24 protein-coding genes are annotated in these 23,466 nt (G+C 69.5%); 14 read left to right on the top strand and 10 right to left on the bottom strand.

The window, feature by feature from the left end; genetic code table 11:
* Positions 1–25 precede the first annotated feature (25 nt).
* The 3 genes from AB0M51_RS18210 (at position 26) to AB0M51_RS18220 (ending at position 4,603) form a co-directional block, all read left to right on the top strand.
* Positions 26–907, top strand: coding sequence for a LemA family protein (locus AB0M51_RS18210; RefSeq protein ID WP_363749625.1), 882 nt, complete (start codon positions 26–28; stop codon positions 905–907).
* 216 nt (positions 908–1,123) lie between these two features.
* Positions 1,124–4,105, top strand: coding sequence for a BTAD domain-containing putative transcriptional regulator (locus AB0M51_RS18215; protein ID WP_363749626.1), 2,982 nt, complete (start codon positions 1,124–1,126; stop codon positions 4,103–4,105).
* Positions 4,106–4,192: 87 nt separating this feature from the next.
* Positions 4,193–4,603 carry a hypothetical protein gene (locus AB0M51_RS18220; RefSeq protein WP_344194350.1) on the top strand — a complete coding sequence of 137 codons (411 nt, stop codon included), beginning with the start codon at positions 4,193–4,195 and terminating at the stop codon, positions 4,601–4,603.
* 20 nt (positions 4,604–4,623) lie between these two features.
* On the opposite strand, the gene AB0M51_RS18225 is transcribed toward AB0M51_RS18220, so the two are convergent.
* Positions 4,624–5,307, bottom strand: coding sequence for a DedA family protein (locus tag AB0M51_RS18225; RefSeq protein WP_363749627.1), 684 nt, complete (start codon positions 5,305–5,307; stop codon positions 4,624–4,626).
* A gap of 60 nt (positions 5,308–5,367) precedes the next feature.
* Between AB0M51_RS18225 and AB0M51_RS18230 the strand changes: the two genes are divergently transcribed.
* The 3 genes from AB0M51_RS18230 to AB0M51_RS18240 all read left to right on the top strand — a co-directional run bounded on the left by AB0M51_RS18230 (position 5,368) and on the right by AB0M51_RS18240 (position 7,463).
* On the top strand, positions 5,368–5,997 hold the full coding sequence (locus AB0M51_RS18230; RefSeq protein ID WP_344194354.1) for a TrmH family RNA methyltransferase: 630 nt from the start codon (positions 5,368–5,370) through the stop codon (positions 5,995–5,997).
* A 15-nt stretch (positions 5,998–6,012) separates the two neighbouring features.
* Complete coding sequence (locus AB0M51_RS18235; protein WP_363749628.1) at positions 6,013–7,182, top strand: alpha-amylase family protein; 1,170 nt, start codon at positions 6,013–6,015, stop codon at positions 7,180–7,182.
* Between the two features lie 92 nt (positions 7,183–7,274).
* Positions 7,275–7,463, top strand: a complete 189-nt coding sequence (locus tag AB0M51_RS18240) for a hypothetical protein (protein WP_344194358.1) — start codon at positions 7,275–7,277, stop codon at positions 7,461–7,463.
* A gap of 147 nt (positions 7,464–7,610) precedes the next feature.
* Here the strand turns inward: AB0M51_RS18240 and AB0M51_RS18245 are convergent, their stop codons facing one another.
* From AB0M51_RS18245 to AB0M51_RS18255, 3 genes are read right to left on the bottom strand one after another with little or no spacing between them, the layout of a single operon-like run.
* Positions 7,611–9,347 carry an FAD-dependent monooxygenase gene (locus AB0M51_RS18245; RefSeq protein WP_363749629.1) on the bottom strand — a complete coding sequence of 579 codons (1,737 nt, stop codon included), beginning with the start codon at positions 9,345–9,347 and terminating at the stop codon, positions 7,611–7,613.
* Entirely contained in the window at positions 9,344–10,189 is an 846-nt protein-coding gene (locus AB0M51_RS18250) for an intradiol ring-cleavage dioxygenase (RefSeq protein ID WP_344194362.1), read from the bottom strand. The genes AB0M51_RS18245 and AB0M51_RS18250 overlap by 4 nt, the downstream gene beginning before the upstream one ends.
* 9 nt (positions 10,190–10,198) lie before the next feature.
* Positions 10,199–11,269: a maleylacetate reductase gene (locus AB0M51_RS18255; RefSeq protein WP_363749630.1), complete on the bottom strand. Its 1,071-nt coding sequence runs from the start codon at positions 11,267–11,269 to the stop codon at positions 10,199–10,201.
* A gap of 64 nt (positions 11,270–11,333) precedes the next feature.
* Here AB0M51_RS18255 and AB0M51_RS18260 point away from each other — a divergent pair, with 64 nt between their 5' ends.
* Together AB0M51_RS18260 and AB0M51_RS18265 are read left to right on the top strand one after the other, a co-directional pair.
* Positions 11,334–12,116: an IclR family transcriptional regulator C-terminal domain-containing protein gene (locus AB0M51_RS18260; RefSeq protein ID WP_363749631.1), complete on the top strand. Its 783-nt coding sequence runs from the start codon at positions 11,334–11,336 to the stop codon at positions 12,114–12,116.
* A gap of 47 nt (positions 12,117–12,163) precedes the next feature.
* Complete coding sequence (locus tag AB0M51_RS18265) at positions 12,164–13,303, top strand: DUF1905 domain-containing protein (protein ID WP_363749632.1); 1,140 nt, start codon at positions 12,164–12,166, stop codon at positions 13,301–13,303.
* Here the strand turns inward: AB0M51_RS18265 and AB0M51_RS18270 are convergent.
* Both AB0M51_RS18270 and AB0M51_RS18275 read right to left on the bottom strand, forming a co-directional pair.
* A complete protein-coding gene (locus tag AB0M51_RS18270) occupies positions 13,284–13,709 on the bottom strand; it encodes a VOC family protein (protein ID WP_363749633.1) in 426 nt (141 codons plus the stop codon). The two genes, AB0M51_RS18265 and AB0M51_RS18270, sit on opposite strands and share 20 nt — an antisense overlap.
* An 80-nt stretch (positions 13,710–13,789) precedes the next feature.
* Positions 13,790–14,809: an SIS domain-containing protein gene (locus AB0M51_RS18275; protein ID WP_344194372.1), complete on the bottom strand. Its 1,020-nt coding sequence runs from the start codon at positions 14,807–14,809 to the stop codon at positions 13,790–13,792.
* A gap of 139 nt (positions 14,810–14,948) precedes the next feature.
* On the opposite strand from AB0M51_RS18275, the gene AB0M51_RS18280 reads away from it, so the two are divergent.
* Positions 14,949–15,668 carry a GntR family transcriptional regulator gene (locus AB0M51_RS18280; RefSeq protein ID WP_130388014.1) on the top strand — a complete coding sequence of 240 codons (720 nt, stop codon included), beginning with the start codon at positions 14,949–14,951 and terminating at the stop codon, positions 15,666–15,668.
* 207 nt (positions 15,669–15,875) lie between these two features.
* Positions 15,876–16,901 (top strand): class II fructose-bisphosphate aldolase, encoded by a 1,026-nt coding sequence (gene fbaA / locus AB0M51_RS18285; RefSeq protein ID WP_344194374.1) that lies wholly within the window; start codon positions 15,876–15,878, stop codon positions 16,899–16,901.
* 117 nt (positions 16,902–17,018) lie between these two features.
* Here fbaA and AB0M51_RS18290 read toward each other — a convergent pair whose 3' ends face one another.
* Genes AB0M51_RS18290 through AB0M51_RS18300 form a run of 3 tightly spaced genes read right to left on the bottom strand, consistent with a single transcriptional unit; the run spans position 17,019 to position 19,253 of the window.
* Positions 17,019–17,981, bottom strand: coding sequence for a type IV toxin-antitoxin system AbiEi family antitoxin domain-containing protein (locus tag AB0M51_RS18290; RefSeq protein WP_363749634.1), 963 nt, complete (start codon positions 17,979–17,981; stop codon positions 17,019–17,021).
* A gap of 45 nt (positions 17,982–18,026) precedes the next feature.
* The gene (locus tag AB0M51_RS18295; protein ID WP_363749635.1) at positions 18,027–18,791 is read right to left on the bottom strand and encodes a GNAT family N-acetyltransferase; all 765 of its coding nucleotides are present in this window, start codon (positions 18,789–18,791) and stop codon (positions 18,027–18,029) included.
* Positions 18,792–18,803: 12 nt separating this feature from the next.
* Positions 18,804–19,253: an HNH endonuclease gene (locus tag AB0M51_RS18300; protein WP_344194380.1), complete on the bottom strand. Its 450-nt coding sequence runs from the start codon at positions 19,251–19,253 to the stop codon at positions 18,804–18,806.
* Between the two features lie 145 nt (positions 19,254–19,398).
* Here AB0M51_RS18300 and AB0M51_RS18305 point away from each other — a divergent pair, with 145 nt between their 5' ends.
* The 3 genes from AB0M51_RS18305 to AB0M51_RS18315 all read left to right on the top strand — a co-directional run bounded on the left by AB0M51_RS18305 (position 19,399) and on the right by AB0M51_RS18315 (position 21,956).
* A complete protein-coding gene (locus tag AB0M51_RS18305) occupies positions 19,399–19,806 on the top strand; it encodes a DUF3151 domain-containing protein (protein ID WP_363749636.1) in 408 nt (135 codons plus the stop codon).
* A gap of 43 nt (positions 19,807–19,849) precedes the next feature.
* Complete coding sequence (locus AB0M51_RS18310) at positions 19,850–20,602, top strand: 2-phosphosulfolactate phosphatase (protein WP_363749637.1); 753 nt, start codon at positions 19,850–19,852, stop codon at positions 20,600–20,602.
* A 154-nt stretch (positions 20,603–20,756) separates the two neighbouring features.
* Complete coding sequence (locus AB0M51_RS18315) at positions 20,757–21,956, top strand: MFS transporter (protein WP_363749638.1); 1,200 nt, start codon at positions 20,757–20,759, stop codon at positions 21,954–21,956.
* On the opposite strand, the gene AB0M51_RS18320 is transcribed toward AB0M51_RS18315, so the two are convergent.
* Positions 21,943–22,761: a helix-turn-helix transcriptional regulator gene (locus tag AB0M51_RS18320; protein ID WP_344194388.1), complete on the bottom strand. Its 819-nt coding sequence runs from the start codon at positions 22,759–22,761 to the stop codon at positions 21,943–21,945. The two genes, AB0M51_RS18315 and AB0M51_RS18320, sit on opposite strands and share 14 nt — an antisense overlap.
* A 57-nt stretch (positions 22,762–22,818) precedes the next feature.
* On the opposite strand from AB0M51_RS18320, the gene AB0M51_RS18325 reads away from it, so the two are divergent.
* The gene (locus tag AB0M51_RS18325) at positions 22,819–23,304 is read left to right on the top strand and encodes a VOC family protein (protein ID WP_344194390.1); all 486 of its coding nucleotides are present in this window, start codon (positions 22,819–22,821) and stop codon (positions 23,302–23,304) included.
* Positions 23,305–23,466 lie beyond the last annotated feature (162 nt).

Consider the following 23,466-nt stretch of genomic DNA (forward strand, 5'->3'; position numbering starts at 1 on the left):
CTGCCAACTCTCGGGAGCTCTTGTCATGCTTTGGGTCATCATCGCGATCGTCGCGGTCGTCGTCATCGTGGCGATCATGCTGATCACGTCGTACAACAGGTTCGTCAAGCAGCGGAACCTGATCCAGGAGTCGTGGCGGCAGATCGACGTCGAGCTGCACCGCCGGTACGACCTGATCCCGAACCTGGTCGAGACCGTCCGGGCGTACGCGGCGCACGAGCGGCACGTGTTCGAGGAGGTCGCGCGGCTGCGCACCCAGGCGGTGAACACGCAGGGCGCGAACCCGGAGCAGCGGGCGGCCGCGGAGGGTGAGCTGTCCGGTGCGCTGCGGCAGATGATGATCTCGGTCGAGCAGTACCCGCAGCTGCAGTCGAACCAGAACTTCCTCGGTCTGCAGCGCGAGCTGACCGACACCGAGGACCGGATCGCGGCCGGCCGCCGGTTCTACAACGCGAACGTCGGCGACTACAACACCCGGATCGAGGCGTTCCCGTCGAACCTGATCGCGAACGGCTTCAAGTTCGAGAAGGCCGGGTACTTCGAGGTCAAGGACGAGCAGGTCCGTGCGGTCCCGCAGGTCTCGTTCGGCACGATCGGCTCGGTCGCCGGTGAGCAGGCGCCGCCGCAGATGCAGCAGGGCGCCCCGTCGTCCGGCCAGATCCACCCGCAGATGCCGGGGGAGCAGGGCAACTACCCACAGCAGCAGATCCCGGGCGGTTACCAGCAGCAGCCGGCCCAGCAGCCGCCGTACCAGGGGCAGGCGTACCAGGGCCAGCAGGGGCAGGGCGGCTACCCGGCGCCGCAGCAGTCGCAGCAGGGCTACCAGGGAGAGCCACCGGTGGGCGGGCCGCCTGCGGGTTCCCCCGCGCCACAGGACGGACAGCCGCCATTCACCGGTGGCCAGTAGCACCGGTTCCCCGTGATCCAGGTCCCCCGAACCCGGACTCACTCCCAGTGCCAGGCCCGGTGTGACGGCGGTCAAGTCGCCACTTCCGGGCCTGCCCTCCCCCCGGTACCGGTGACAACCCTGTCCCAGTGACATACATCCGGCGTACATCGGCCTTCACGCCGGGCAGCACGGGATGCCACGATAGGTCGGTTCAAGAGTGGAGAGGTCGGGCGAGTGGACAGTCTGAGGTACGGGATCCTCGGACCTCTGCGGCTCGTCCACGCGCAGGGGCAGCCGCTGAAGGCCGCGAAACCCCGGCAACTGCTGGCCACGCTGCTGCTGCACCCGAACCGGTTCGTCTCCACCGATCTGATCGCGGACGCGCTCTGGGAGAACACCCCGCCGCGGTCCGCCACCGCCAACATCAGGACGTACGTCCGGGCGCTCCGCGGCGTGCTGCAGGACGCCGGGCTGCCCGCGCCGATCGATACCTCGGCGGCGGGCTACAGCATCGAGGTGGGCGTCGACGAGCTCGACGCCAGCCTGTTCGAGTCGCTGCTCGCCGAGGGCGGGCACCTTCGGGACGCCGGTGACGGCCGTCAGGCGATGCAGGTGCTGTCCCGGGCGTACTCGCTCTGGCGGGGCCGTCCGCTCGAGGACCTGCCGATGCCTGCGGCCTGGGAGGGGTCCATCGCCCGGTTGGAGGCGCAGCACCGAGGCCTGGTCGACAGTCTGCTGGACCTGCGTCTGGAGTACGGCGACGCGAGCGGTGCCGCCGTACTGCTGAGTGCACGGCTGACCGAGGACCCGTACGACGAGCAGCTGTGGCGGCGGCTGGTCGACGCGCTGGTGGCCGCGGGCCGGGTGGGCGAGGCGCGGGCGGCGTACGCGAAGGCCGTCCAGACGCTTGCCGACGAGCTGGACATCAAGCCGGGCCCTGAGCTGGAGGCCGCCGGTGCCCGCGCCGAGAACGGCCGCTCGGCCAACTGGCCCAACCCTGGCATCCCCGCCGACCGTACGGCGGACCGCCCGAGCCCGGTGGTGCAGCCGGGGCCCATGGCCGCTCCTGAGCTCAAAGACCCGGTAAGACCGCCCAGCCAGCTGCCCCTGGACCTGGCTGACTTCAGCGGACGCCAGGAGCTCGTGGAGCAGCTGCGGGATCTGGTCTGCGGCCGTGACCCGGTACGGCCGCCCGTGGCAGTCATTTCCGGTGCACCTGGCACCGGCAAGACCTCGCTGGCCGTGCGGCTCGGGCACCTGGTTCGGGAGTACTTCCCGGACGGCCAGATCTACCTGGACATGCACGGCGCGACCCACCCGCGCGACCCGGCCGGTGCGCTCACCGACCTGCTGCTGAGCCTGAATCTGCCGGACTTCGCGATCCCGACGGACCCGGAGCGGCGCTCCGCGATGCTGCGGTCCGAGCTGGCCAGCCGCCGGGTGCTGATCATCCTGGACGACGTGGCCACCGCCGGCCAGGTCACTCCGCTGATGCCCGGTACCGGTGCGTCGGCCGTGGTCGTGACGAGCCGCAACCGGCTGATGGACCTGGCCGGTGCGGACAGTACGCCGCTCGACACGTTCGACGACCGCGAGGCAGCCCGGCTGCTGGCGTCGGTCGCCGGCCCCGGCCGGATCGACCCGTCGTCGCCGGAGGCCGAGGAGATCCTCGCCGCCTGCGCGAACCTGCCGCTGGCGATCCGGATCGTCGGCAGCCGCCTGGCGCAACGGCCCGACCTCAGCGCGCGGGAACTGGCGCGGCGGCTGCGGGACGAGACGTCGCGGCTGGACGAGCTCAGCATCGGCGAACTCGCCGTACGGACCAGCGCGGACCTGAGCTACGACGCGCTAAGCCCTGGGGAAGCCCGGTTGTACCGGTTGATCGGGCATTTCGCGGTCGGTGTCTTCTCGGCGCGGGCGCTGGAGGCCGTGGCGTCGCCGGCCGCCGTACGGCGCAGTCTGGACCGGCTGATCGAGGTCAACCTGGTCCGGATCAGCTCGGTCGACCACCGCGGTACGGCGCGCTACCGGGTGCACGACCTGCTGCGGCTGCACGCGCTCGGCGTCGGTACGGACGAGGAGCGCGCACAGGCGGTCCGGGACGTGGAGACGGTCGTCGACGCGATCCTGAACAAGATCCGCCGCGCCAACAACGCGTTGTCGTTCGAGTACTTCGGCGTCCTCGAGCACACCGGTCCGCTGACAGCGCCGGACCCGTCGCCGTTCACCGAGACGGACGCGATCGCATGGTTCGACAGCGAGCGCAGTACGTTCGTGCCGGCCATCCGGGCCGCGGCGCAGAACGGGCTGCACGAGTACGCCTGGCGGATCGCCGCCGCCTGGGGGCCGTACCTGGACCTGCGGGCCGGCTTCGACGACTGGAACGGCTCGCACCAGCAGGGTCTGCGGAGCGCGATCGCGTGCGGCGACCGGCACGGCGAGGCGATCATGCACCGGAACCTCGGTCAGCTCGCGGTCTACCAGGACGACTGGGACACCGCTCGCCGGCACTTCGACGCCGCAGCGCAGGCGTTCGCCGAGGTCGGTGACCGGCTGGGTGAGGGCGTCGCTGCGGTCGGGCTCGGCACCTGGCTGCGGGAACGCGGCGAGCGGGACGCCGGGCTGGCGCAGTACGAGAAGGCGATCGAGGCGTTCGTCGAGGACGGCAACGCGAACGCCGAGGCACTGGCGCGGACCGCGGCCGCGAACGTGTACCTGGTCCGCGGCGACCTGGACACCGCCCGGCAGTACCTCGCACAGGCGTTCCTGATCGCCGTACGGCGGGCGGACGCGCACCGGGAGGCCAAGGTACGGCGGCGGATCGCGGCGCTCCGGGTGCACCAGGGTCGGCACGACGAGGCGGTCCGGCAGTTGCGCAAGGCGCTGGCGATCTTCGACGGGATGGGCGACGACCACTGCGCGGCGTACACCCGGGCGCTGCTCGGACGGGCGCTGATGGAGCGCGGTGAGGTGGCCGCGTCCCGGAGGACGCTGCTGGACGCGATCGACGTCGGCCACCGGCTGGGTGATCGCAGCGTGGAAGGCCAGGCCGCGCAGTACCTCGGTGAGCTCTATCTGTCGACCGGCAGCGTGGACAATGCCCGCCGTACCCTCGAACGCGCCGCGCGCGTGTGGCACCAGGCCGGCAACGACTCGGCCGCCGCCGACTGCCGCCGGCTGCTGGTCGGATCAGAAGCCGGCGCCGCGGCCGGCTGAATGTACGGCGCGTGTATCCGCGCGCGGCAGGATTCCGACCATGCCACGGCACGACCGGCCGAGGACGGGGGATCGGGGAGGACACCTATGGCCTGGGGGGAGGTTGCCGTGGAGCGCCGGAACGTCCCGCGGGTGGCTAACCCGCGGGACACCGAGGCGGCGCTGAACTGGCAGCTCGAACGTGTCGGTTCGGCGGCGTGGCTGGACTGGACGCTGAAGTTCCAGCGGATGGCCTTCGGCTACGCGCACGACAGCGGTTGGCACGACGCGGCCGATGCGGTGAGTTGGCTCGACCACCACGCCCTGCTCCGCGAAGGGGCCGCGCCACGGGGGGCGCTGGTCTGGTACCAGGCGGCTGACCGGATCCGGGTGGCCTGTTCGCTCGGCTCCGGCCAGGTGGTCGGCCCGCTACCGACCGGCCCTGTCGAGGTCGTCGACCTGCGGCAACTCAGCACCGACTGGGTCTGGTCGGAGCCGCACTTCCCGTTCGGCCATTAGGAGACTTGCCCTGGGGCACGTCAGCGAGGTGCGGCGTGCCGCGGTGCGTCGCCGCTGCTGTCGGGGGACCTGCGGTTGCGCCGCTTGGCCAGGAAGTACTCGACGACCATCGGGATCAGCGAGATCAGCACCAGCAGGACGAGCGCGGCCTCGAGGTTCTTGTGGATGAACTCGACGTTGCCGAGCGCGTGCCCGAGCAGCGTGATGCCCGGCGCCCAGATCACCGCGCCGACCCCGGTCCACAGGAAGAACTTCTTCGGGTCCATCCGCCCGGCGCCGGCGACGATCGTGATGAACGTCCGGACGATCGGCACGAACCGGGCCAGCACCAGCGCGCGCGGACCGTACCGCTCGAAGAACTCGTGCGTCTGCTCGATGTACTTCGGCTTCAGGATCCGCGCGTCCGGGTTCTTGAACAGCGACGTACCGAGGAACCGGCCGATGTAATAGCCGGACACGTTGCCGAGGAACGCGGCCACCGTGAGCATCACGCAGGCCAGCCAGAGCGGCACGTGGATCGTGCCCTGTGCGATGAACAGGCCCACCGCGAACAGCAGCGAGTCACCGGGCAGGATCGGGAACAGCACCCCGCACTCGATGAACACCACGATCAGCGTGCCCCAGAGGGCCCAGTCACCCAGCCAGTGCAGCAGGTACTCCGGGTTCATCCAGGAGGGCATCAGCATCGCGACAAGAGGAAGCACGCGGACAGGGTAGCGTCCCCACCTGTGCATGACCTGAGCAATGACGTACGGGGAGCTGACATGGTGGGGCCGAACGAGGTCGGCGTCGGGCCCTGGACGGGCGACCTGCCGGACGACCCGCGGTTCGATCCCGAGCTGCTCGCGCACGGTGACCGGCGGAACGTGGTCGACAAGTACCGCTACTGGAAGCTGGAGGCGATCGTCGCCGACCTGGACCGGCAGCGGAACCCGTTCCACGTCGCGATCGAGAACTGGCAGCACGACCTGAACATCGGCTCGGTGGTCCGGACCGCGAACGCCTTCCTGGCCGCCGAGGTCCACATCGTCGGCAACCGCAAGTGGAACCGCCGCGGCGCGATGGTCACCGACCGCTACCAGCACGTCCGCCATCACCCGACGCTCGCCGACCTGGCTGCTCACGCCGCGTCGCTGGAGCTGCCGATCATCGGCATTGACAACCTGCCGGGCTCGGTGCCCCTGGAGACGTACGACCTGCCGCGCGCATGCGTACTGCTCTTCGGTCAGGAGGGCCCCGGGCTGACGGACGAGGCCCACCAGGTGTGCACCTCCGTCCTCTCGATCGCCCAGTTCGGGTCCACCCGCTCTATCAATGCCAGCGCCGCCGCCGCGATCGCCATGCACGCCTGGATCCGCCGCCACACGTTCGGTCAGCCATCATCCCTACGCTGATGCTGAGGAGGCGTCATGTGGACTGACCACGCGATCTGGTGGCACCTGTACCCGCTCGGCTTCACCGGGGCCGAGTCCGCCGCCACGCCCGGTGTCGTACATCGCCTGCCGCAGGTGGAGAACTGGCTCGACTACGCGATCGACCTCGGTTGCTCGGGGTTGCTCCTCGGGCCGATCTTCGCCTCGGAGACCCACGGGTACGACACGGTCGACCACTTCCGCGTCGACCCGCGGCTCGGCGACGACGCCGACTTCGACCGGCTGATCGCCGCCGCGCACGCTCGGGGTCTGCGGGTCGCGCTCGACGGCGTCTTCAACCATGCCGCGCGGTCGTTCACGCATCCGGAGTGGTTCAGCGACGGCGTTTTCGAGGGACATGACCATCTGCCGGCCTTGGACCACAGCAACCCGGCGGTCGCTCAGTACGTCGGCGACGTCCTCCGGTACTGGAACGAGCGCGGCGTCGACGCGTGGCGCCTGGACGCGGCGTACGCCGTACCGCCCGGATTCTGGCGCTCCGTGCTGCCGCGGGACAAGGATGTCTGGTACTTCGGTGAGGTCATCCACGGCGACTACACGGCGTACGTGGAGAAGAGCGGGCTCGATTCCGTCACGCAGTACGAGCTGTGGAAGGCGATCTGGAGTTCGCTCAACGACCGCAACTTCTTCGAGCTGTCGTACGCCCTCGGGCGGCACAACGCGCTGTTGGACACGTTCGTGCCGCAGACGTTCGTCGGCAATCACGATGTGACCCGGCTTGCTTCCCGGCTCGAGGACGAGCGCCACCTGGGGCATGCGTTGGCGATCCTGTTCACCGTCGGCGGCGTACCGAGTGTGTATGCGGGGGACGAGCAGGCGTTCCGGGGGCTGAAGGAGGAGCGGGCCGGCGGGGACGACGCGATCCGGCCGGCGTTCCCGAGCGACCCGGACGAGCTGGCGCCGCACGGGTGGGCGACGTACCGCCTGCACCAGGAGCTGATCAGCGTACGGCGGCGTCATCCGTGGCTGGTGCGGGCCCGGACGAGCGTGGAGCATCTGACCAACACGGCGATCGCCTTGCGGAGCACGCACGGTGACGAGTGGGTCCTGTTGCTGCTCAACGTGTCGGACGAGGATCAGCAGTTTCCGCTCGCCGACACGCCGGTCGTCCCGGCGAACGGATGGAGATTCTTGACGAGTTCGTAACCTTCGGCCGGGCCGTCCCGTTGTTACTGACGACAGAAGTGAGGCCTTCTCGTCGCCCTGCGTTGGCGGCCGGGAACATGGGGGTTTTGTCGATGAACGCACTGTGGGACGAACTGATACACGAGCTGGGCACCGTGCGCGCGCTGAGCGCGGCGGCCCTGGAAGCGCGCTCGGAGACGTCGCGGGTCGCGCTGATCACGCTCCTGGACGCCGAGACCGCGGAGATCTCGGCGATCCTGGACAAGATCCTCCGCTCGTCGCAGGCGACGTCAGCGGCCTAGGACACGTCTCCCAATCCCACGTCTACTGCGGGGCACTCGGCACGGCATCTCGCCGCACGGGTGCAAAGGGAACGATGCTCCGCATCGACCCCTTCGCCCCCGCGCGCCGAGCTACCGCACCGAGCACCTCCTCGCGACGACGTGGGATTAGGAGACGTGCCCTAGAAGTGCCCTGACCGTTTGATTGAGCGTTTCGGTCGGGTCGTCCGGCTGGTCGAACGCGCGGTAGGCGATGTGCGCGTCCGGGCGGACGAGCAGGCAGCCCGCGTCCGGGATCTCACGCACGCGGGCCCAGTCGCCGTACAGGTCTTCCAGTTCGCGGCCCGGTCCGATCACGAGCGGTTCGATCGGTACGCCGAGGTGCTCGGACACGGACCTGGCCGCCTTCACCCAGGCGTCGCCGCCGATCCCGGTGAGCAACGTGAAGCGGCCCTTGCCGACCACGTCCAGCGTGCTGACGGTCTCTGACCCGCGGGTCAGCCAGCAGTGCGGGACGCGCGCACCCGGCCAGGTCGTCGGGTGGTAGTACAGCTCCGGGTCCTGCGCGTAGGACGGCTCCGGCGTACCGTCCGGGACGACCGCCGACGACATGTAGCGCTGGCCGAGCTCGACGCCGTGCGCGTTGAACTCGTAGTCCTTGAGCTCGATCGCCTTGCGTAGCTCCTCGCGCTGCGCGGCTCCGGCCGCTGTGTCGTCCTTGCGGGACTCGATCGTCCACCCGTCCGGCGCGTCCGGCGTCATCCCGAGGGCGCGGAAGATCTGGCCGAACTGGGTGCGGCTCTTGTTGGCGCGGTCAACGATCTGCCGGGCGATCGGGACGCGCTCGGCGTCGTAGGTCGCGAGCAGCTTCGGCGAGGCCTGTTCGTTGAGGACCAGGGCAAGCTTCCACGCCAGGTTGTACGCGTCCTGGATGGAGGTGTTCGAGCCGAGACCGTTGCTCGGCGGGTGCCGGTGGATCGCGTCGCCCATACAGAACACCCGGCCGTTCGAGGCCTTCTCGGCGTACATGTGGTTCACGCTCCACACCGACGTACCCTTCAGCTTCACGTCGATGGTGTCGTCGCCGACCAGATTGTGGACGATCTCGGTCGCCATCGCCTCGTCGACGACCGGAGCCGGCTGGGTGATGTCGTAGCCCCAGACGATCAGCCACTCGTTCCACGGCCGGACCATGCGGACCAGGCCGGCGCCGATGCCGCCGATCTGCGCGCCGGGCTGCAGGACCCAGTACAGGACGCTCGGGCGATGCGCGACGTACCGGCTGAGATCGGCCTCGAACACGATGTTCATCGAACCCTCGAGGTCCATCGCGCCGGCCATCGGGAGCCCGATGTCCTGCGCCACCTTGCTCCGCCCGCCGTCCGCGCCGATCAGGTACTTCGCCCGGATCTGGTACGTCGTACCGCTCAGCCGGTCGCGTACCGTCGCGGTGACGCCGTCCGCGTCCTGCTCGAGCTTCTCGTACTCCGTGTTGAAGCGGAGCCGCGCGCCGCGGGCGGCCGCCGTACTGACGAGGATCGGCTCGAAGAGGGTCTGCGGGAGGTCCATCGGCAGGCACGGACTCGCCTCGGTGTAGTCGGCGAGCCGGCGCGGATGCGTACCCCACGTGCGGATCCGGCCGATCTCCTCGCCCGCGAGACTGGTGCAGAACGCGGTCTGTCCCATCAGGTGGTGAGCGGTCCCCTTGCCGACGACCTCGTCCTCGATGCCCATGTCGCGCATCAGCTCGACCGTTCGCTGGTTGGTGATGTGGGCACGGGGCGTGTTGGCGGTCCAGCCGTACCGGGTGAGGACGATGTTGTCGACGCCGTACGTCGAGAGGAAGAGCGAGGCTGCACCGCCGGCCGGGCCGCTGCCGACGATCAGCACATCGGTCGTGATCATTGCCGGGTCTCCTCGGTGGTCGCCAGTACGAGGTCGTAATCGACCCTGTAGAAGGTCTTGCCGTCTTCCTCGTGCTCTGTGAAGTCGGCGATCAGGGACTGCTTCACGCCGAACACCGCATCGGTGTCGAGGTACTCGTCGCCGCTGGCGAACACGTGCGTGATGAGACGTGCGTATCCGGGTGCCGTGACCATGAAGTGGATATGTGCCGGGCGCATCGGACCGCGGCCTGCGGCGCGTAGCAGCTCGCCCACCGGGCCGTCGTCCGGAATCGGGTACGCGACCGGCTTCACCGCCCAGAACCGGTAGTTGCCCTCGGCATCGGTCGTCAGGTGAGCGCGGTTCTGCGGGCGGTCGAGGTCCTTCTGTACGTCGTAGAACCCGTCCTCGTCGGCCTGCCACGTCTCGACCAGCGCGCCGGCGATCGGCTCGCCCTTGGTGTTCAGGACCCGCCCGCTCACCAGGCACGGCTGTCCCGGGGCGCCGTTCGAGATGTCGTCGCCGAGCTCTACCTCAGGTGAACCCTCGACGAAGAACGGCCCGAACACGGTTGACTGGGTGGCTTCCACGGGCTTGCGGTTGCCCAGACCGACGGTGAGCATCGACAGGCCGAGTACGTCCGCCAGCAGCACGAACTCTTGCCGCGTGCCGGTCGAGATCTGGCCTGTCCTGGTCAGGAAGTCGATCGCCGTGAAGTACTCGTCCTCGGTGAGATCCACCTCCCGCGCAAACGCATGCAGGTGCCGGACGAGCGCGCTCATCACTTCCTTGTAGCGCTCGCTCCCGCTACTCGCAAAGCTGGCAACGACCGCGTCGGTCAGCTCATCGTCCCGCAGATCCATCCATCCTCCTCAAGGCCGCACACCGTCCCAAGCCCGCACCAAGATCTCCTGCACTACCTCCGCCGACTCGCCGAATCGGTCGGTTGCCTCATCGACCTGCTCGCGCCGCAGTCCCAGCTCCCGCAAACTCACGGCCAGCCCTGCCCTCTGAAAAAGCTGGAACAACTCCCGCGCCAGTCCGCCGTCCGCCTCGTCTTCGCCCAACGCAGCTGCCAGGCGTGCGGCGCTCTGGGGGACTGTGGGAGCCTTGACGCGGGCAACCTGTGGAAGTACAGCTGCGTGTGTCTCCGCATGCGGCAAGTTGTAGGTCCCACCAAGCAAGTGGCACAGCTTGTGGTGCAGCCCGGTCCCGGCTGTCGCCAACGCGGAGCCCGCGAGGCACGCGCCGTACAAGAGAGTGCCCCGAGCCTCCAAGTCCTCAGGCTCCACCAACACCGCCCGCAGACCGGCGCTCAACGCCCGCAGGCCCTCGACCGCGATCACCTCGGTGATCGGATCGGCCTTCGGCGTCCAGACGGCCTCCACGCAGTGCGCCATCGCATTCGCCACGCTCGCGGCAGTCACCTTCACCGGCAACCCTTGGCTCAACATCGAGTCATAAACCACCACCCGCGGCAGAACACGCGCATCTACCCCCGTCGTCTTGCTCCCACCCGACGTCTCTCCCCACACCGGCGTCATCTCCGACCCGGCATAGGTAGTAGGCACCGCAACGACCACGACCTCAGCGGCGCTGGTGAGGGCGACTGCTTTTGCGAGGCCGATTGCCGAGCCGCCTCCGATGGCGACGATTGCGTCTGCGTTCGCTTCTCGTGCTGTGGTGCGGGCTGCGTCCGCGAGTCCGGTCGGGACGTGTTGGGTGACCCCGTCGATCCGGCCGGCGAAGCGCTCGCTCAGCTGCTGTTCGACCGCGTCGGCGGCCGCTCGGGCGGACCTGGTCGCCACGACGAGCACCCGGCGTACGCCGAGGGCCGCGACCTCGTCACCCACCTGGGCCAGCGTGCCCGCCCCGAACACCACCCGCCCCGGCCAGAACGTGTGCACGAACGACCCCGGTGCGCCCTCAACTGGACGAGGCATCAGCAGCTCCGCTATGATTTCGCTCTGCGAATAGTTCTTCTTTCAACGAAAAGCAGGCTAGCCGATGGCGAGTGACGCGTCTACAGGCACGTTCCTCCAGGGCCTCGACCGCGGCCTCGCGGTGATCCGGGCGTTCTCGGCCTCCACCCCCTCACTGACTCTCAGCGAAGTCGCGCGCGCGGTCGGCATCACGCCCGCGACCGCCCGGCGGATCCTGCTCACGCTGGAAGAGCTCGGCTACGTCCGCAGTGACAACCGCCGCTTCTCCCTCACCCCGCGCGTCCTCGCTCTCGGCTGGGCCTACCTGTCCTCACTGGACCTGGGCGAACTCGCCGGCCCGTTCATGGAGGAGCTCACCGCCAAGACCCGGGAGTCGTGCTCGATCGCGACCCTCGACCTCCCCGACATCGTGTACGTCGCCCGCGTGCCGACCAGCCGGATCATGACAGTCGCCCTCGGTGTCGGCGCCCGCCTCCCGGCCTACCCGACCTCGATGGGCCGCGTACTGCTCGCCGGCTTGCCTGACGCCGAGGTCACGTCGTACGTCGACTCCCTCCAGGCCGAGCCGCTCACCGACCGCACGCTCACCGCCGCCGCCGACCTCCGCGCGACGATCACCAAGGCGCGCACTGACGGCTATGCCCTGGTCGACCAGGAACTCGAGCTCGGCCTCCGCTCGATCGCGGTCCCGATCCGTAACGCTCGCGGCCGGGTCATCGCCGCCCTGAACGTCTCGGCGCATGCCTCCCGCTCGACCCCGACCTCACTCTGCGAAGACTTCCTGCCCCATCTCCGGGCAGCCGCCGACCAGATCACCACCGCGCTGACCCATCGCGGCCAGCTCTGAGCTTTCCGGAAGCCACCCTTCCGGAATCTGGTCTAGCGTTCGAACCTATGGACCACACGTTCGTGGGCGAGATCATCGAATGGCGCGGCCCGGCGCCGTACTACTTCGTGACCGTGCCGCCCGAAACCGGCGACGCCCTGCGAGCCGCTGCCGCGGAGTCGGGTCCCGCGTGGGGCGCGGTCCCGGTCCGTGCCTCGCTCCTCGGAGTCGAGTGGACGACCTCGCTCTGGTCGCGGGACGGTGGTCATCTCCTTCCGCTGAAGGACGCGGTACGCAAGCCCGCCGGTCTCGGCGCCGGCGACACGGTGGAGCTCCACGTCAGCTTCGACCCCCGCAAACACCGGCAGCCGCGACCGCGCCAGGCCCCGAGGCGGATGTCCCCGGTGTCCGCAGTGCCCGCGGTGGGCTCGCGTGAGCTTGTCCGGCCCGAGCAGCTCACCGTCGTCCCGGCCAACCAGGCGACGTGGAGCGATCTGCAGGCGATCTTCGGGGAGACCGGCGACACGGCCCGCTGCTGGTGCCAGCGCTTCCGGATGCTCCCCAAGGAGTCGTGGGCCTCGGAGGGCCCCGAAGAACTCGCCGCCCGCCTCCGAGACCAGACCGCCTGCGACCAACCGAACACCCCAAGAACCACAGGCCTCATCGCCTACCTCAACGCCACGCCCCCGGCTGGCGCGACCCCGGCCGGCGCGAACCGGGCCGGCGCGAACCCGGATCGCATGGGCTCGGATCGCGTGGACTCGGGTGGCGCGAGCTTCGGAGGCGTGGATGCGGGTGCCGTAGACCCGGGTGGCGTCGGCTTGGGGCGTGTGGACCCGGGTGGTGGGGGAGTGGGGCGTGGGGTGGCGGTGGGGTGGTGTGCGGTGGCGCCGCGGGCGGGGTATGCGCGGTTGGTCCGGGACTTTCGGGTGCCGTGGTTGGGGCGGGACGAGGACAAGGCGGATGGCTCCGTGTGGGCGGTGACCTGTTTCGTCACTCGGCTCGGGTACCGGCGGCGGGGGATCAGCCGGCTGCTGGCAGCGGCCGCGGTCGGGTTCGCCCGCGAGGGCGGGGCCCGCGCGATCGAGGGGTATCCGGATCTGGTCGACGGCGGATTCGTCGGGAGTCTCGCGACCTTCGCCGACGCCGGATTCGCCGAGGTGAGCCGGCCCGGCAACCGTCGTGCCGTTATGCGGATCGACTTCTGAGGTCTTCGAGGATCTCCACGTAGTGTGGGTTGGTCATGATGCCGAGCAGGTTGCCGAACGGGTCCACCACCGACGCCGTCCGGAACCCGGTGTTGCTGCCTCGCTCGACGACGTCCTCGTTGACGGTCGCACCCAGCTCGACCAGCCGGGCCAGCGTGCCCTCGAGGTCGTCGACGTGCCAGTACATGATCGCGCCGGCCGCCGTCCCGACCTGCTGCGTCGCGTACTTGGCGTCGATGATCCCCAACTCCGCCTGCAGATCCCCGAGCCGGAACTCCACGTACGCCGGCGCCTCCGCGCTGGGCACGGCGTAGTACGCCTCGACGCCCAGCAGCTTCTCGTACCAGTCCCGCGCCGCCTTCACGTCGGCGGCGTAGAAGCTGACGGTCGCAAGTCCTCGCAACATCGTGGTGGTCCTCTCGCAGGTCTTCCTGGTTGACGACCACCACGATTCCAGCCAAAGTGCTCACCCAGTGAGCACTTTGTTCAGTCGGTCTGGGTGACCTTGCGCAGGCCGCGGGGGGCGTCCGGGTCCAGGCCGAGCTTGCGGGCCAGGAGCTCGATCGCGCGCTGGGCCGGGATGACCAGGGCGAGCGGTGCGAGGGTCTCGGGGAGGTCCGGGCCTGTCAGGTTCACGTCGCAGCGGGCCGCGAACGTCGGGTCGCCGCCGATGCCGAGGATCTTGCTGCCCTTCTCGCGGACCAGACCGGCCAGCTCGGTCATGCCGGGCAGCGCCGGGCCTTCGCCGGCCGCGACCAGGATGGTCACCAGGTCGGAGTCGACGACCGCGATCGGGCCGTGCTTGAGGTCGGCGTACGAGAGTCCGCGGACCGGCTGCAGGCAGGTCTCCTCGAGCTTCAGCGCCACCTCGAGCGTCGTACCGAAGGTCAGCCCACGCCCGCTCGCGAGCACGTCGTGCGCGCCCGCCAGCAACTCCGCGGCCGCCTCGACCGAACCCGACAGCATCTTGGTCGCCGCGTCCGGAACCCGGGCGATGTCCGCGTCCAGCGTCCCCGGCCGCGGTGCCAGCGCGTCCACAGCCACCGTGATCGCGGCCAGCTGGGTCGTGTACGTCTTGGTCGCCGGTACCGCGAGCTCCTTGCCGGCCTGAGTGATCAGCGCGACGTCGGCCGTCGACGCCAGCGGGCTGTTCCCGTCGTTCGTGATCCCGACGATCGCGGCTCCGTTGCGCTTCGCCCACTCGGCCGTGTCGACGATCTCCTGGGTGGCGCCGGACTGGCTGACCGCGACGACCAGCGAGTTCGAGAGGTCGAGGTTCGCCCCGTACAGCGTCGCTACCGACGGAGCGGCCAGCGACGCCTGCCGGCCGGCGTGGATCTCGGTCAGGTAGCGCCCGTACACGCCCGCGTTGTCCGAGGAGCCGCGGGCGACGAAGATCACGTTCCGGCGCCCGGCGGCCAGCCGGGTGATGTCGTGCCGCAGCGGCAGAACATGCTCGAACGTCGCCGCGAGCGCGGCCGGCTGCTCGGCGATCTCGGCCGCCATCCGGGTTTCCTGGGAGGGGACAGACACCACTGCGATCACTGGTCCTATCTGGTCTTAACAGGTATGCTGCGCACGATAGCAGTGAGCGGCGCCCCGGGGCACCCCCGAGGTCCGCCCAGGTCTGGAGGATCGAGATTCCATGGTGGCGACCAAGCGGGCCCAGGTCCGATCGGTGCTGGAACGGCTGATCGATGTCGAGCTGCATCCCGGGGACCCGATCCCCTCCGAGCGCGCCCTGGTGGACAAGCTGAACGTCTCCCGGGTGACCGTCCGGCAGGCGATCAGCGACCTGGTCGAGTCCGGCGCACTCGAACGGGTGCACGGCAAGGGGACCTTCGTCACCGGCCCCCAGGTCGACTCCCAGCTGCACCTCACCTCGTTCTCCCGGGAGATGCGGGCCCGCGGGCTCGAGCCCGGGACCGTGGTGCTGTCGGCGAGCGAGATCGAGGCGTCCGACGAGACCGCCAAGGGCCTGCGGGTGGCCAAGGGCACGAAGGTGATCCGGGTCGAGCGGCTCCGGACCGCCGACGCGTCGCCGATGGCGTACGAGGTCGGCTACTACCCGTCCGCGCTCTTCCCCGGCCTGCTCGGCCGCGAGCTCGGCACCCTGTACGACGTCTTCGCGAGTGAGTACGACGTCGTCGTCACCTCCGGCGAGCAGACCGTTCGGGCGGACAACGCCGACGGTCATGTCGCCCGGGTGCTCGGCGTGGCCCGGCGGGCACCCCTGCTGGTCCTCGAGCGCACCACGTTCGCCGGCCGCAAGGTGGTCGAACTGTCCTGGTCGGCGTACCGCGCCGATCGCTACCGGCTGCACATGGCCCTGACTCCGCGTGGCCCGCGAACCGGGTCCGCCTGACCGGCGCCGGAGCGCCCTCCGTCGCCGGAGGATACCCGGACGCCACGAACTGGATAAATCCTGTTCACCAACTGGTCTGCATCCCTGTCGATCGCTCCCCGGCCACCGGGCCGGTTCGTCAGGTGGGCCGCCGGATCCGACGAAGTGCCCGGCGGCGATACTGGAGCCGAACCCACAAGAACTGTGTTGTGAGGAGTACCGCGAGACATGCCTATTGCAACCCCTGAGGTCTACGCCGAGATGCTGGACAAGGCCAAGCAGAACCGCTTCGCCTACCCGGCCATCAATGTCAGCTCCTCGCAGACGCTGAACGCCGCGATCCGCGGTTTCGCCGAGGCGGGCTCGGACGGCATCATCCAGGTCTCCACCGGCGGTGCGGAGTACCTGTCCGGTCCGACCATCAAGAACATGGTCTCCGGCGCCGTCGCGCTGGCCGCCTACGCGCACGAGGTCGCCAAGAACTACCCGGTGAACATCGCGCTGCACACCGACCACTGCCCGAAGGACAAGCTGGACGGCTTCGTCCGCCCGCTGCTGGAGATCTCCGCCGAGCGCGTCGCCCGCGGTGAGAACCCGCTGTTCCAGTCGCACATGTGGGACGGCTCGGCGGTGCCGCTGACCGAGAACCTGGAGATCGCCAAGGAGCTGCTGGCCAAGGCCGCCGCGGCGAAGATCGTCCTGGAGATCGAGGTCGGCGTCGTCGGTGGCGAGGAGGACGGTGTCGCCAACGAGATCAACGAGAAGCTGTACACCACCGTCGAGGACGGCTTGGCCACGGTCGAGGCGCTCGGCACCGGCGAGAACGGTCGCTACCTGACCGCGCTGACCTTCGGCAACGTGCACGGCGTCTACAAGCCGGGTGCGGTCAAGCTGCGCCCGGAGATCCTGGCCGAGATCCAGGACCAGGTCGGCGCCAAGCTCGGCAAGGAGCGCCCGTTCGACCTGGTGTTCCACGGTGGCTCCGGCTCGACGCTCGAGGAGATCCGTGCCGCGGTCGACAACGGCGTCATCAAGATGAACGTCGACACCGACACGCAGTACGCGTTCACCCGGCCGGCGGCCGCGCACATGTTCCTCAACTACGACGGTGTGCTGAAGGTCGACGGCGAGGTCGGTAACAAGAAGGCCTACGACCCGCGGGCGTGGGGCAAGGCGGCCGAAGAGGGCATGGGGAAGCGCGTCGGCGAGGCGTGCGAGAACCTGCGCTCCACCGGCACGTCGCTGAACGCCTGACCTACCGGCAATTCTTGTTGCGATCAGGCCCGTCCTGGAGACTTTCCCGGGGCGGGCCTGTCCCATCTGCTGAGCGACTGCGTGGATGAAGTTGGCAAGCAAGGGTGACTCCTCTCGTCATCGCACCCGGGCCAGGTCGAAATGCCGGATGCCGGTACGGCGGGCTGCCCGGGTGAACGTGGTTCGGATGCGGTCGGCCACGGTCGCGGGGTCGTCGAGATCGGTCCAGGAGATCCAGCAGTGCTCGACGGGTCGCGGCCCGTCGTCGCTCGCCGGCTCGGTCGGTGCGTCTTCGGGGTCGGAATCCTCGCTGTAGAAGGGAAAGCGCGGCTCGAACTCGACGACGGTGCGTTCGTCGGGGAACCACAGGCCTTCGACGGCGGGATCATCGGCGTCCGGTTGCTCGGCGTCGGGTGGTGGTATCGGGCTGGGGGCGGGGAGCCCGGCGTCGGCGAGGATGTAGCGCAGGCGTGACTCGGCGATCGAGGCGGCGCCGGTGAGCTGGTCCAGGACCTTGAGAGCGCGCTTGTTGCCGTGGTCAAGGAACGTGATCGCCTGACGGAGCGCGCGGCGATCGACCGTGCCTGTGTAGACGGCGGCGTCGGCGAGCACGATCGCGGGCAGGGCCGGTGCGGTCGCCGCGACCTCGACGATCGCGCGGGCCGGCGAGACCATCCGCAGTGTGTTCCACAGCTGGAGGCCGGGACCTACCGGATCGCGGATGTGGCGGTGGACGCCGCGGACCCGTCCGGAGCGGCCGTCAGGCGCTGTGATGTGCACGCGAGTCAGGTCGAGACCCCAGACAGGTAAGGCATGGAGGGCCGCGGCCGACTGGTGACTCGCGAAAACGTCGGGACCGCTCGCACGGAGCACGCGGTAGGCGCGGCGGAGGTGCAGGATCTCGTCGGTGACGAGCATCAGGGATCTTCGGGCGGCATACGTCCCGCGGCGGATCCGCCGCCACTGGCCCGATCTCAGCAGGGCGTCGATGTCACTGTCGGCATATCCGCAGGCACGCGCGTCGGCCCGGGTGAAGACACCGCCCCGGATCGACGCCATCACGGCGAGTTGAGGATTCATGCCCTAGAACTTGCCGCGATTCACCCCCGCGCCGACGGCCGACTTTCAATCTGTGGAGAACTCGTGCCGGACCCACACGTTCGGCTCGACGTACACGGCGCGGTCGGCGCGCACATCACACTCCACCGGCACCAGCGCACCGTCTACCTCGACCGGTCCGGTGCTGTCGAACGGCAGACCGGTCCGGCGACGCCATTCGCCCAACGACCCGGCGATCACCCAGGACGCGGGCGCGACACCGGCGATCCGGCCACCGGCGCGGACGTGGGTGCGGAGCCAAGGATCAGTGGGCAGACCGTCAGGTCGCGTCCGGGCGGCGTACTCCTGCATCGGGACGACGGGCTCGAGATGCTTGCGGGTCGGGCGGACCGGGGCGTCCAGCGCGAAGAGTCCGAGGGAGGCAGCCGCTTCGCGCAGGGCGGAGAGGAGCAGCGCGGCGACACCTTCACCCTGGAAGTCGCGGGCAACGCTGATGTTCAGCGCACAGGCGACGTCCGGGCGGACGTTGTTGCGGGCATCAGCAAACGCCCGGACGACGACCTGCTCCCAGCCGCCGGCCGGAAACGGATCACGGCCGGCGGACGAGAGCTGGACCGCGTGCGCGTCACCGACCGGACGGCCGTCGGACGTCGCGATCAGGCAGGTTGACGGGAACGTGGTGACCGTCTGCCGGAAGTACGCCTCGGACACCCGGTTGTGGCGCATGAACGCGGGCCAGGGGCCCGCGTCGAAGTCGGCGTGGGCCAGGTCCGGGCGAGCGGCGACCGTGGAGATGTCGAGGCGACGGCCCGAGGGGAGCGAAAAGGGCATAAAAAATGCCCGTCATGTGTCTATGACGAGCTCCGCGCGGGTTGGTACCCAGGGTTGCCAGAGGAGCGGCATGTTGGCCTCGGACGGGGTGCGGTTGCCTTTGCGCTCGTTGCACGAGGCATGGGCGGCGACCGCGTTCAGCCACTCGGTGCGGCCGCCCCTGGACCTGGGTTGGACATGGTCCATGGTGTCGGCGTTCTCCAGGCCGCAGTAGGCGCAGCGGAACTTGTCGCGCCGGAGGACGCCGTGCTTGCTGTACTTCATCCGGCCGGCCGCGTAGCGCCAGTGCGTCACGACGTACCGGACCAGCCGGAGGACGCGTGGGACCGGAAAAGGGCCGATAGTTCGCTCTCCGTGCGCCTCTTCGACCACTGCGACCTCGCGGACCAGCATCCGGATGGCGTGCTGGATCGAGACGGTGTGCAGCGGTTCGTACGACGCGTTCAGGACTATGACGCTCATCCGGTGCCTCCTTCCGGCCGTAGCTGGGAACCACGGCGGTTTGACGCGAGGGTCTCAAGCATCCGTGGCCGCCGGGTGAACGGTCAACGGATTTCGCCAGACGGTCACGTGCCGGTACGGCTGCGTGATCGGCGAAGATGTGTCTATGGAATTGAACAATCTGCTCTCCGGCCCACCCGAGACACTACTACCGGTCGACCCGGCCGCGGCGGAACTCGCCGACGGGGCCGCTCCGGCGGACGTCGCCGCCAAGTACCCGACGTCCTCGCTGGCCTGGGCGGTGCTCGCCGAGGGGGCGCTCGCGGACGGCCGGACCGTCGAGGGGTACGCGTACGCGCGGACCGGCTACCACCGGGCGCTGGACCTGCTCCGGCGGAACGGCTGGAAGGGTCACGGCCCGGTCCCGTGGGAGCACGAGCCGAACCGCGGCTTCCTGCGCGCGCTGGCGGCGCTGGGCAAGGCCGCGGCGCTGATCGACGAGAAGGACGAGGCCGAGCGCTGCGCCACCTTCTTGCGCGACTCGTCGCCGACGGCTGCCGACGCGCTGAGCTGAAACCTGCTTGTGGGGTTGGTTTCCCGGCGGGATGATCTGCCGGGTGACCAGCCCTTACGCGCAGGACGGATTCGCCGCCGGGTTCGACTGGGGGCCGGTCGGCGCCGAGGTGGTTGCCGGGGACATCGTCGCGGTCGTCGACGTGCTGTCGTTCACGACGGCGGTGACGGTCGCGGTCGATCGCGGCATCGACGTGTACCCGTATCGCTGGCGTGACGAGTCCGCCGTCGGCTACGCCGAGCGGTACGGCGCGACGCTGGCGGTCGGGCGTTCCGCGGCTGGACCGGACGGCGTGAGTCTGTCGCCGGCGTCGATCCGGCGAGTGACCGGAATCACCAAGCTGGTGCTGCCGTCGCCGAACGGATCGACGATCGCGAAGCAGCTGAGTGATACCGGCGCGACGGTCGTCGCGGTGTCGTTGCGTAACCGGCGGGCCGCCGCGGACTGGGTCGCCGAACAGATCGCGCACGGCGCGGACCGGCGGCCCAGAGTGGTGGCGATCGCCGCGGGGGAGAGGTGGCGCGACGGGTCGCTCCGGCCGGCGGTCGAGGATCTCTGGGGCGCCGGCGGGTTCCTCAGCGCGCTGGGTGCCGACGGTCTCTCCCCGGAGGCGCGAGCGGCTGTGGCGGCGTACGACGCGGTCGCGGACGAGCTGACCGCCCTCTTGCACGAGTGCGCCGGCGGCCGGGAGCTCACGCAGTACGGCTTCGCCGAGGACGTGGCGATCGCGGCCGAGGTGGACACGAGCGATGTAGTGCCGGTGCTGGTGGACGGTAGACTGTTCCGGTCAACCTGAACCACACGAGGTTTCTGCCCGTTGACAGTGCCGACAAGCGGCGAGCGTCCCCGCTTCTTGTCGAACATGGACGGTTCTAGGCGGACGGACAGACCGGCGAAGCTGGACGCCCACGGTCGGGTCCCCGCCCCTTCGGGCAGCGGAAGGTCACACCGTGCCGGCTCTCACCGGACGGATCGGCGCGCCCACTTACGCAGCGGTACTGCGTACTCCCGGCGCCTGGAAGTTCTATTTCGCGGCGGCCCCGGCCCGGATCGGGATCGCGATGACGGGCCTCGGCATCGTCTGGCTGGTGCACGGATCGACCGGCTCGTACGCCGCGGCCGGCAGCGTCACCGGCGGCTTCGCCGTCGCCGAGGCGGTCGCCGGACCACAGGTCGCCCGGTTGATCGACCGATTCGGTCAGACCCGGATGCTGCCGTTCACCTTGCTCGCGCACGCGACGACGATGGCGCTGCTCATCACCCTCACGGTCACCGGCGCACCCCTGTGGGCGCTGGTCCTGACAGGTGTCCTCGCCGGTGGCTCACTGCCGCAGGTGAGCGCGCAGACGGGTGCCCGCTGGGCGTACGCGCTCCGCGAGACACCGCTGCTGTCGTCGGCGTTCGCACTGGAAGCCCTGAGCGTCGGTGTGGCGTTCATGGTCGGTCCCGGGCTGGTCGGCATCGTGAGTTCGTCGGCAACGCCGGCGGCCGGGTCGATGCTCGCCACGGGCCTGCTGCTGGCCGGTGGATTCCTGCTGGCGATGCAACGGGGTACCGCGCCACCGCCGACCACAGCGGGTCAGCACGAGGGAGCCAAGCGCCTGCTGCACAAGCGGTTTGCCGGCCTGGTGGGTACGAATGTCGGCATCGGCCTGTTCTTCGGCAGCATGCAGGTGTCCGTGACAGCTTTCGCGGTCTCCCGGGGGACACCCGGACTGGCCGGTCCCCTCTACAGCATCACCAGTCTGGTCAGCCTGTTCGCAGGATTCGCTTACGGTGCAAGGCGTTGGCGCACGGCCCCGGAGACGCAGTTCGTGATCGCGTTCGTCTGGCTTGCGGTCAGCTGCGTGCCATTGCTCGCGGTGCACACGCCACTGGCGGCTGCGCTCGCGTTGGCCCTGCCTGGCTTGGCCATCGCGCCGTTCCAGACGCTGTCCGCGGTGCTGACCGAGTCGGCGGTCGAGCCGGCGATCCTCACGCAGGCGTTCACCTGGATCAACTCGGGTGGTGCGGCCGGCATCGCGCTCGGGTCCGCGTTCGCCGGATGGGTCGTCGACGGCCACAGCGCGCAGTACGGGTTCCTGGTCGCGTTGGCGGCGGCAACCAGTGCGTTGGTGATGGCGTTGACGGTGAAGCTCAGCGGTAGGTGACCTGGCGTTCGGCGGCGGCGCGGGCCGCGTACTCCGCCGGCGTGAGGCCGATCTGCTGCTTGAACTCCTTGGAGAAGTGAGCCTGGTCGAAGTAGCCGAGCGACGCGGACAGCTCCGCGAGCTCGGCGACCTCGCCGTTGGCCAGCAGTTCCGCGCCGTCGTGCAGCCGGTACCGGCGGAGCACCCACTTGGGGCCGACCCCGACGTACCGCCGGAACAGCCGCTGCAGGGTGCGGATCGGTACGTCGAACCGCTCGGTGATCTCGTCGACGCGGGCCACCGAACGGTCGGCCGCCATCGTCGACACGATCTCCCGGACCAGCTCGTACGACGGGTCCGGCGGGGCCAGGTGGTCGCGTAGGAACGCCTCGAACACCGCGCGCCGCCGGACGTCGGACTCGGCCTCGAACACCAGGTCCGCGAGCCGGTCGCCGTCCGGGAAGACCGCGGTCAACGGCAGCACCTCGTCGCGGAACGAGCCGACGTCCAGCCCGGTGATCGCGCCGAACCCGCCGGCCCAGAACTTCACCCCGAACGCCCGCCCGCGCCCGGACAGCTCGCGCTCGAACTTCCGCGTGCAGACACCGTTCACGAACGCGCCGCCCGGCTGCTCGAACGTCACGTTCACCGCCGGGAACGGCAGCACCTCGGCCGTGTACGGCGCGTCCAGGTCCCACTCGACGATCCAGTACCACTCCACGAACCGCCCGGCCTCCGGCCCCGCCGCGAGCCGGCTGAGCGAACGATGCCGGGCCTGCTCGCGGGGGTGCAGGATGCCTCTCTCGCTGTCGGCTGGATGGGTCAAGGCTCCCTGTCGCTTTCTTACAAGACCGGCACGGCACCCAGCGCGTTGACTGGGAACATGACGAACACGGTAAACCCCATCCCCGACGGTTATCACTCGCTGGCGCCGTACCTCGCGGTCGCGGACGGTGCGAAGGCGATCGAGTTCTACCAGGAGGTGTTCGGCGCCGAGGTGGTCAGCCGGCAGGACATGCCGGACGGGCGGGTCGGGCAGGCCGAGTTGCGGTTCGGCAACTCGATGCTGCAACTCAGCGACGAGATGCCGCAGATCGGGCTGCGGGCGCCGAACGGCGAGTGGGTGCACTCGTCGCTGGTGCACTACGTGCCGGACGTGGACGCGACGTACACGAAGGCGATCGAGGCCGGGGCGAAGTCGGTGGCGGAGGTGCAGACGTTCATGACCGGGGACCGGTTCGGGACGGTGATCGACCCGTTCGGGCATCGCTGGGCGATCCTGACGAAGGTGGAGGACGTGACACCGGAGGAAGCCGACCGGCGGGTCAAGGAGTGGCTGGCGAGCAACCCGCAGGAACTCAAGGAATGAGCCTGTCTTCCTCGACAACAAGGAAGCGGCCCGCCGGAACCGTCCCCTGCGGCAGTTTCGGCGGGCCGCTGACTAAGAGTGTGCACGTGATCACGCTAAATGGCAACCCGTCAGTTGAGTGAACAGTGATTCCGGAGGTTGTGGACAAGCCCGAAACTCGGC

The organism is Kribbella sp. NPDC051137, from assembly GCF_040682535.1.
Taxonomy (GTDB): Bacteria; Actinomycetota; Actinomycetes; order Propionibacteriales; family Kribbellaceae; genus Kribbella; species Kribbella karoonensis.

Coding starts and splice junctions, on each gene's coding strand:
- AB0M51_RS18265 (WP_363749632.1), top strand. CDS start 12,164: ATGGACCACACGTTCGTGGGCGAGATCATCGAATGGCGCGGCCCGGCG.
- AB0M51_RS18275 (WP_344194372.1), bottom strand. CDS start 14,809: ATGGCGGCCGAGATCGCCGAGCAGCCGGCCGCGCTCGCGGCGACGTTC.
- AB0M51_RS18295 (WP_363749635.1), bottom strand. CDS start 18,791: ATGCCCTTTTCGCTCCCCTCGGGCCGTCGCCTCGACATCTCCACGGTC.
- AB0M51_RS18300 (WP_344194380.1), bottom strand. CDS start 19,253: ATGAGCGTCATAGTCCTGAACGCGTCGTACGAACCGCTGCACACCGTC.
- AB0M51_RS18290 (WP_363749634.1), bottom strand. CDS start 17,981: ATGAATCCTCAACTCGCCGTGATGGCGTCGATCCGGGGCGGTGTCTTC.
- fbaA (WP_344194374.1), top strand. CDS start 15,876: ATGCCTATTGCAACCCCTGAGGTCTACGCCGAGATGCTGGACAAGGCC.
- AB0M51_RS18210 (WP_363749625.1), top strand. CDS start 26: ATGCTTTGGGTCATCATCGCGATCGTCGCGGTCGTCGTCATCGTGGCG.
- AB0M51_RS18280 (WP_130388014.1), top strand. CDS start 14,949: ATGGTGGCGACCAAGCGGGCCCAGGTCCGATCGGTGCTGGAACGGCTG.
- AB0M51_RS18325 (WP_344194390.1), top strand. CDS start 22,819: ATGACGAACACGGTAAACCCCATCCCCGACGGTTATCACTCGCTGGCG.
- AB0M51_RS18305 (WP_363749636.1), top strand. CDS start 19,399: ATGGAATTGAACAATCTGCTCTCCGGCCCACCCGAGACACTACTACCG.
- AB0M51_RS18255 (WP_363749630.1), bottom strand. CDS start 11,269: ATGCCTCGTCCAGTTGAGGGCGCACCGGGGTCGTTCGTGCACACGTTC.
- AB0M51_RS18230 (WP_344194354.1), top strand. CDS start 5,368: ATGGTGGGGCCGAACGAGGTCGGCGTCGGGCCCTGGACGGGCGACCTG.
- AB0M51_RS18270 (WP_363749633.1), bottom strand. CDS start 13,709: ATGTTGCGAGGACTTGCGACCGTCAGCTTCTACGCCGCCGACGTGAAG.
- AB0M51_RS18220 (WP_344194350.1), top strand. CDS start 4,193: ATGGCCTGGGGGGAGGTTGCCGTGGAGCGCCGGAACGTCCCGCGGGTG.
- AB0M51_RS18235 (WP_363749628.1), top strand. CDS start 6,013: ATGTGGACTGACCACGCGATCTGGTGGCACCTGTACCCGCTCGGCTTC.
- AB0M51_RS18240 (WP_344194358.1), top strand. CDS start 7,275: ATGAACGCACTGTGGGACGAACTGATACACGAGCTGGGCACCGTGCGC.
- AB0M51_RS18245 (WP_363749629.1), bottom strand. CDS start 9,347: ATGATCACGACCGATGTGCTGATCGTCGGCAGCGGCCCGGCCGGCGGT.
- AB0M51_RS18250 (WP_344194362.1), bottom strand. CDS start 10,189: ATGGATCTGCGGGACGATGAGCTGACCGACGCGGTCGTTGCCAGCTTT.
- AB0M51_RS18260 (WP_363749631.1), top strand. CDS start 11,334: ATGGCGAGTGACGCGTCTACAGGCACGTTCCTCCAGGGCCTCGACCGC.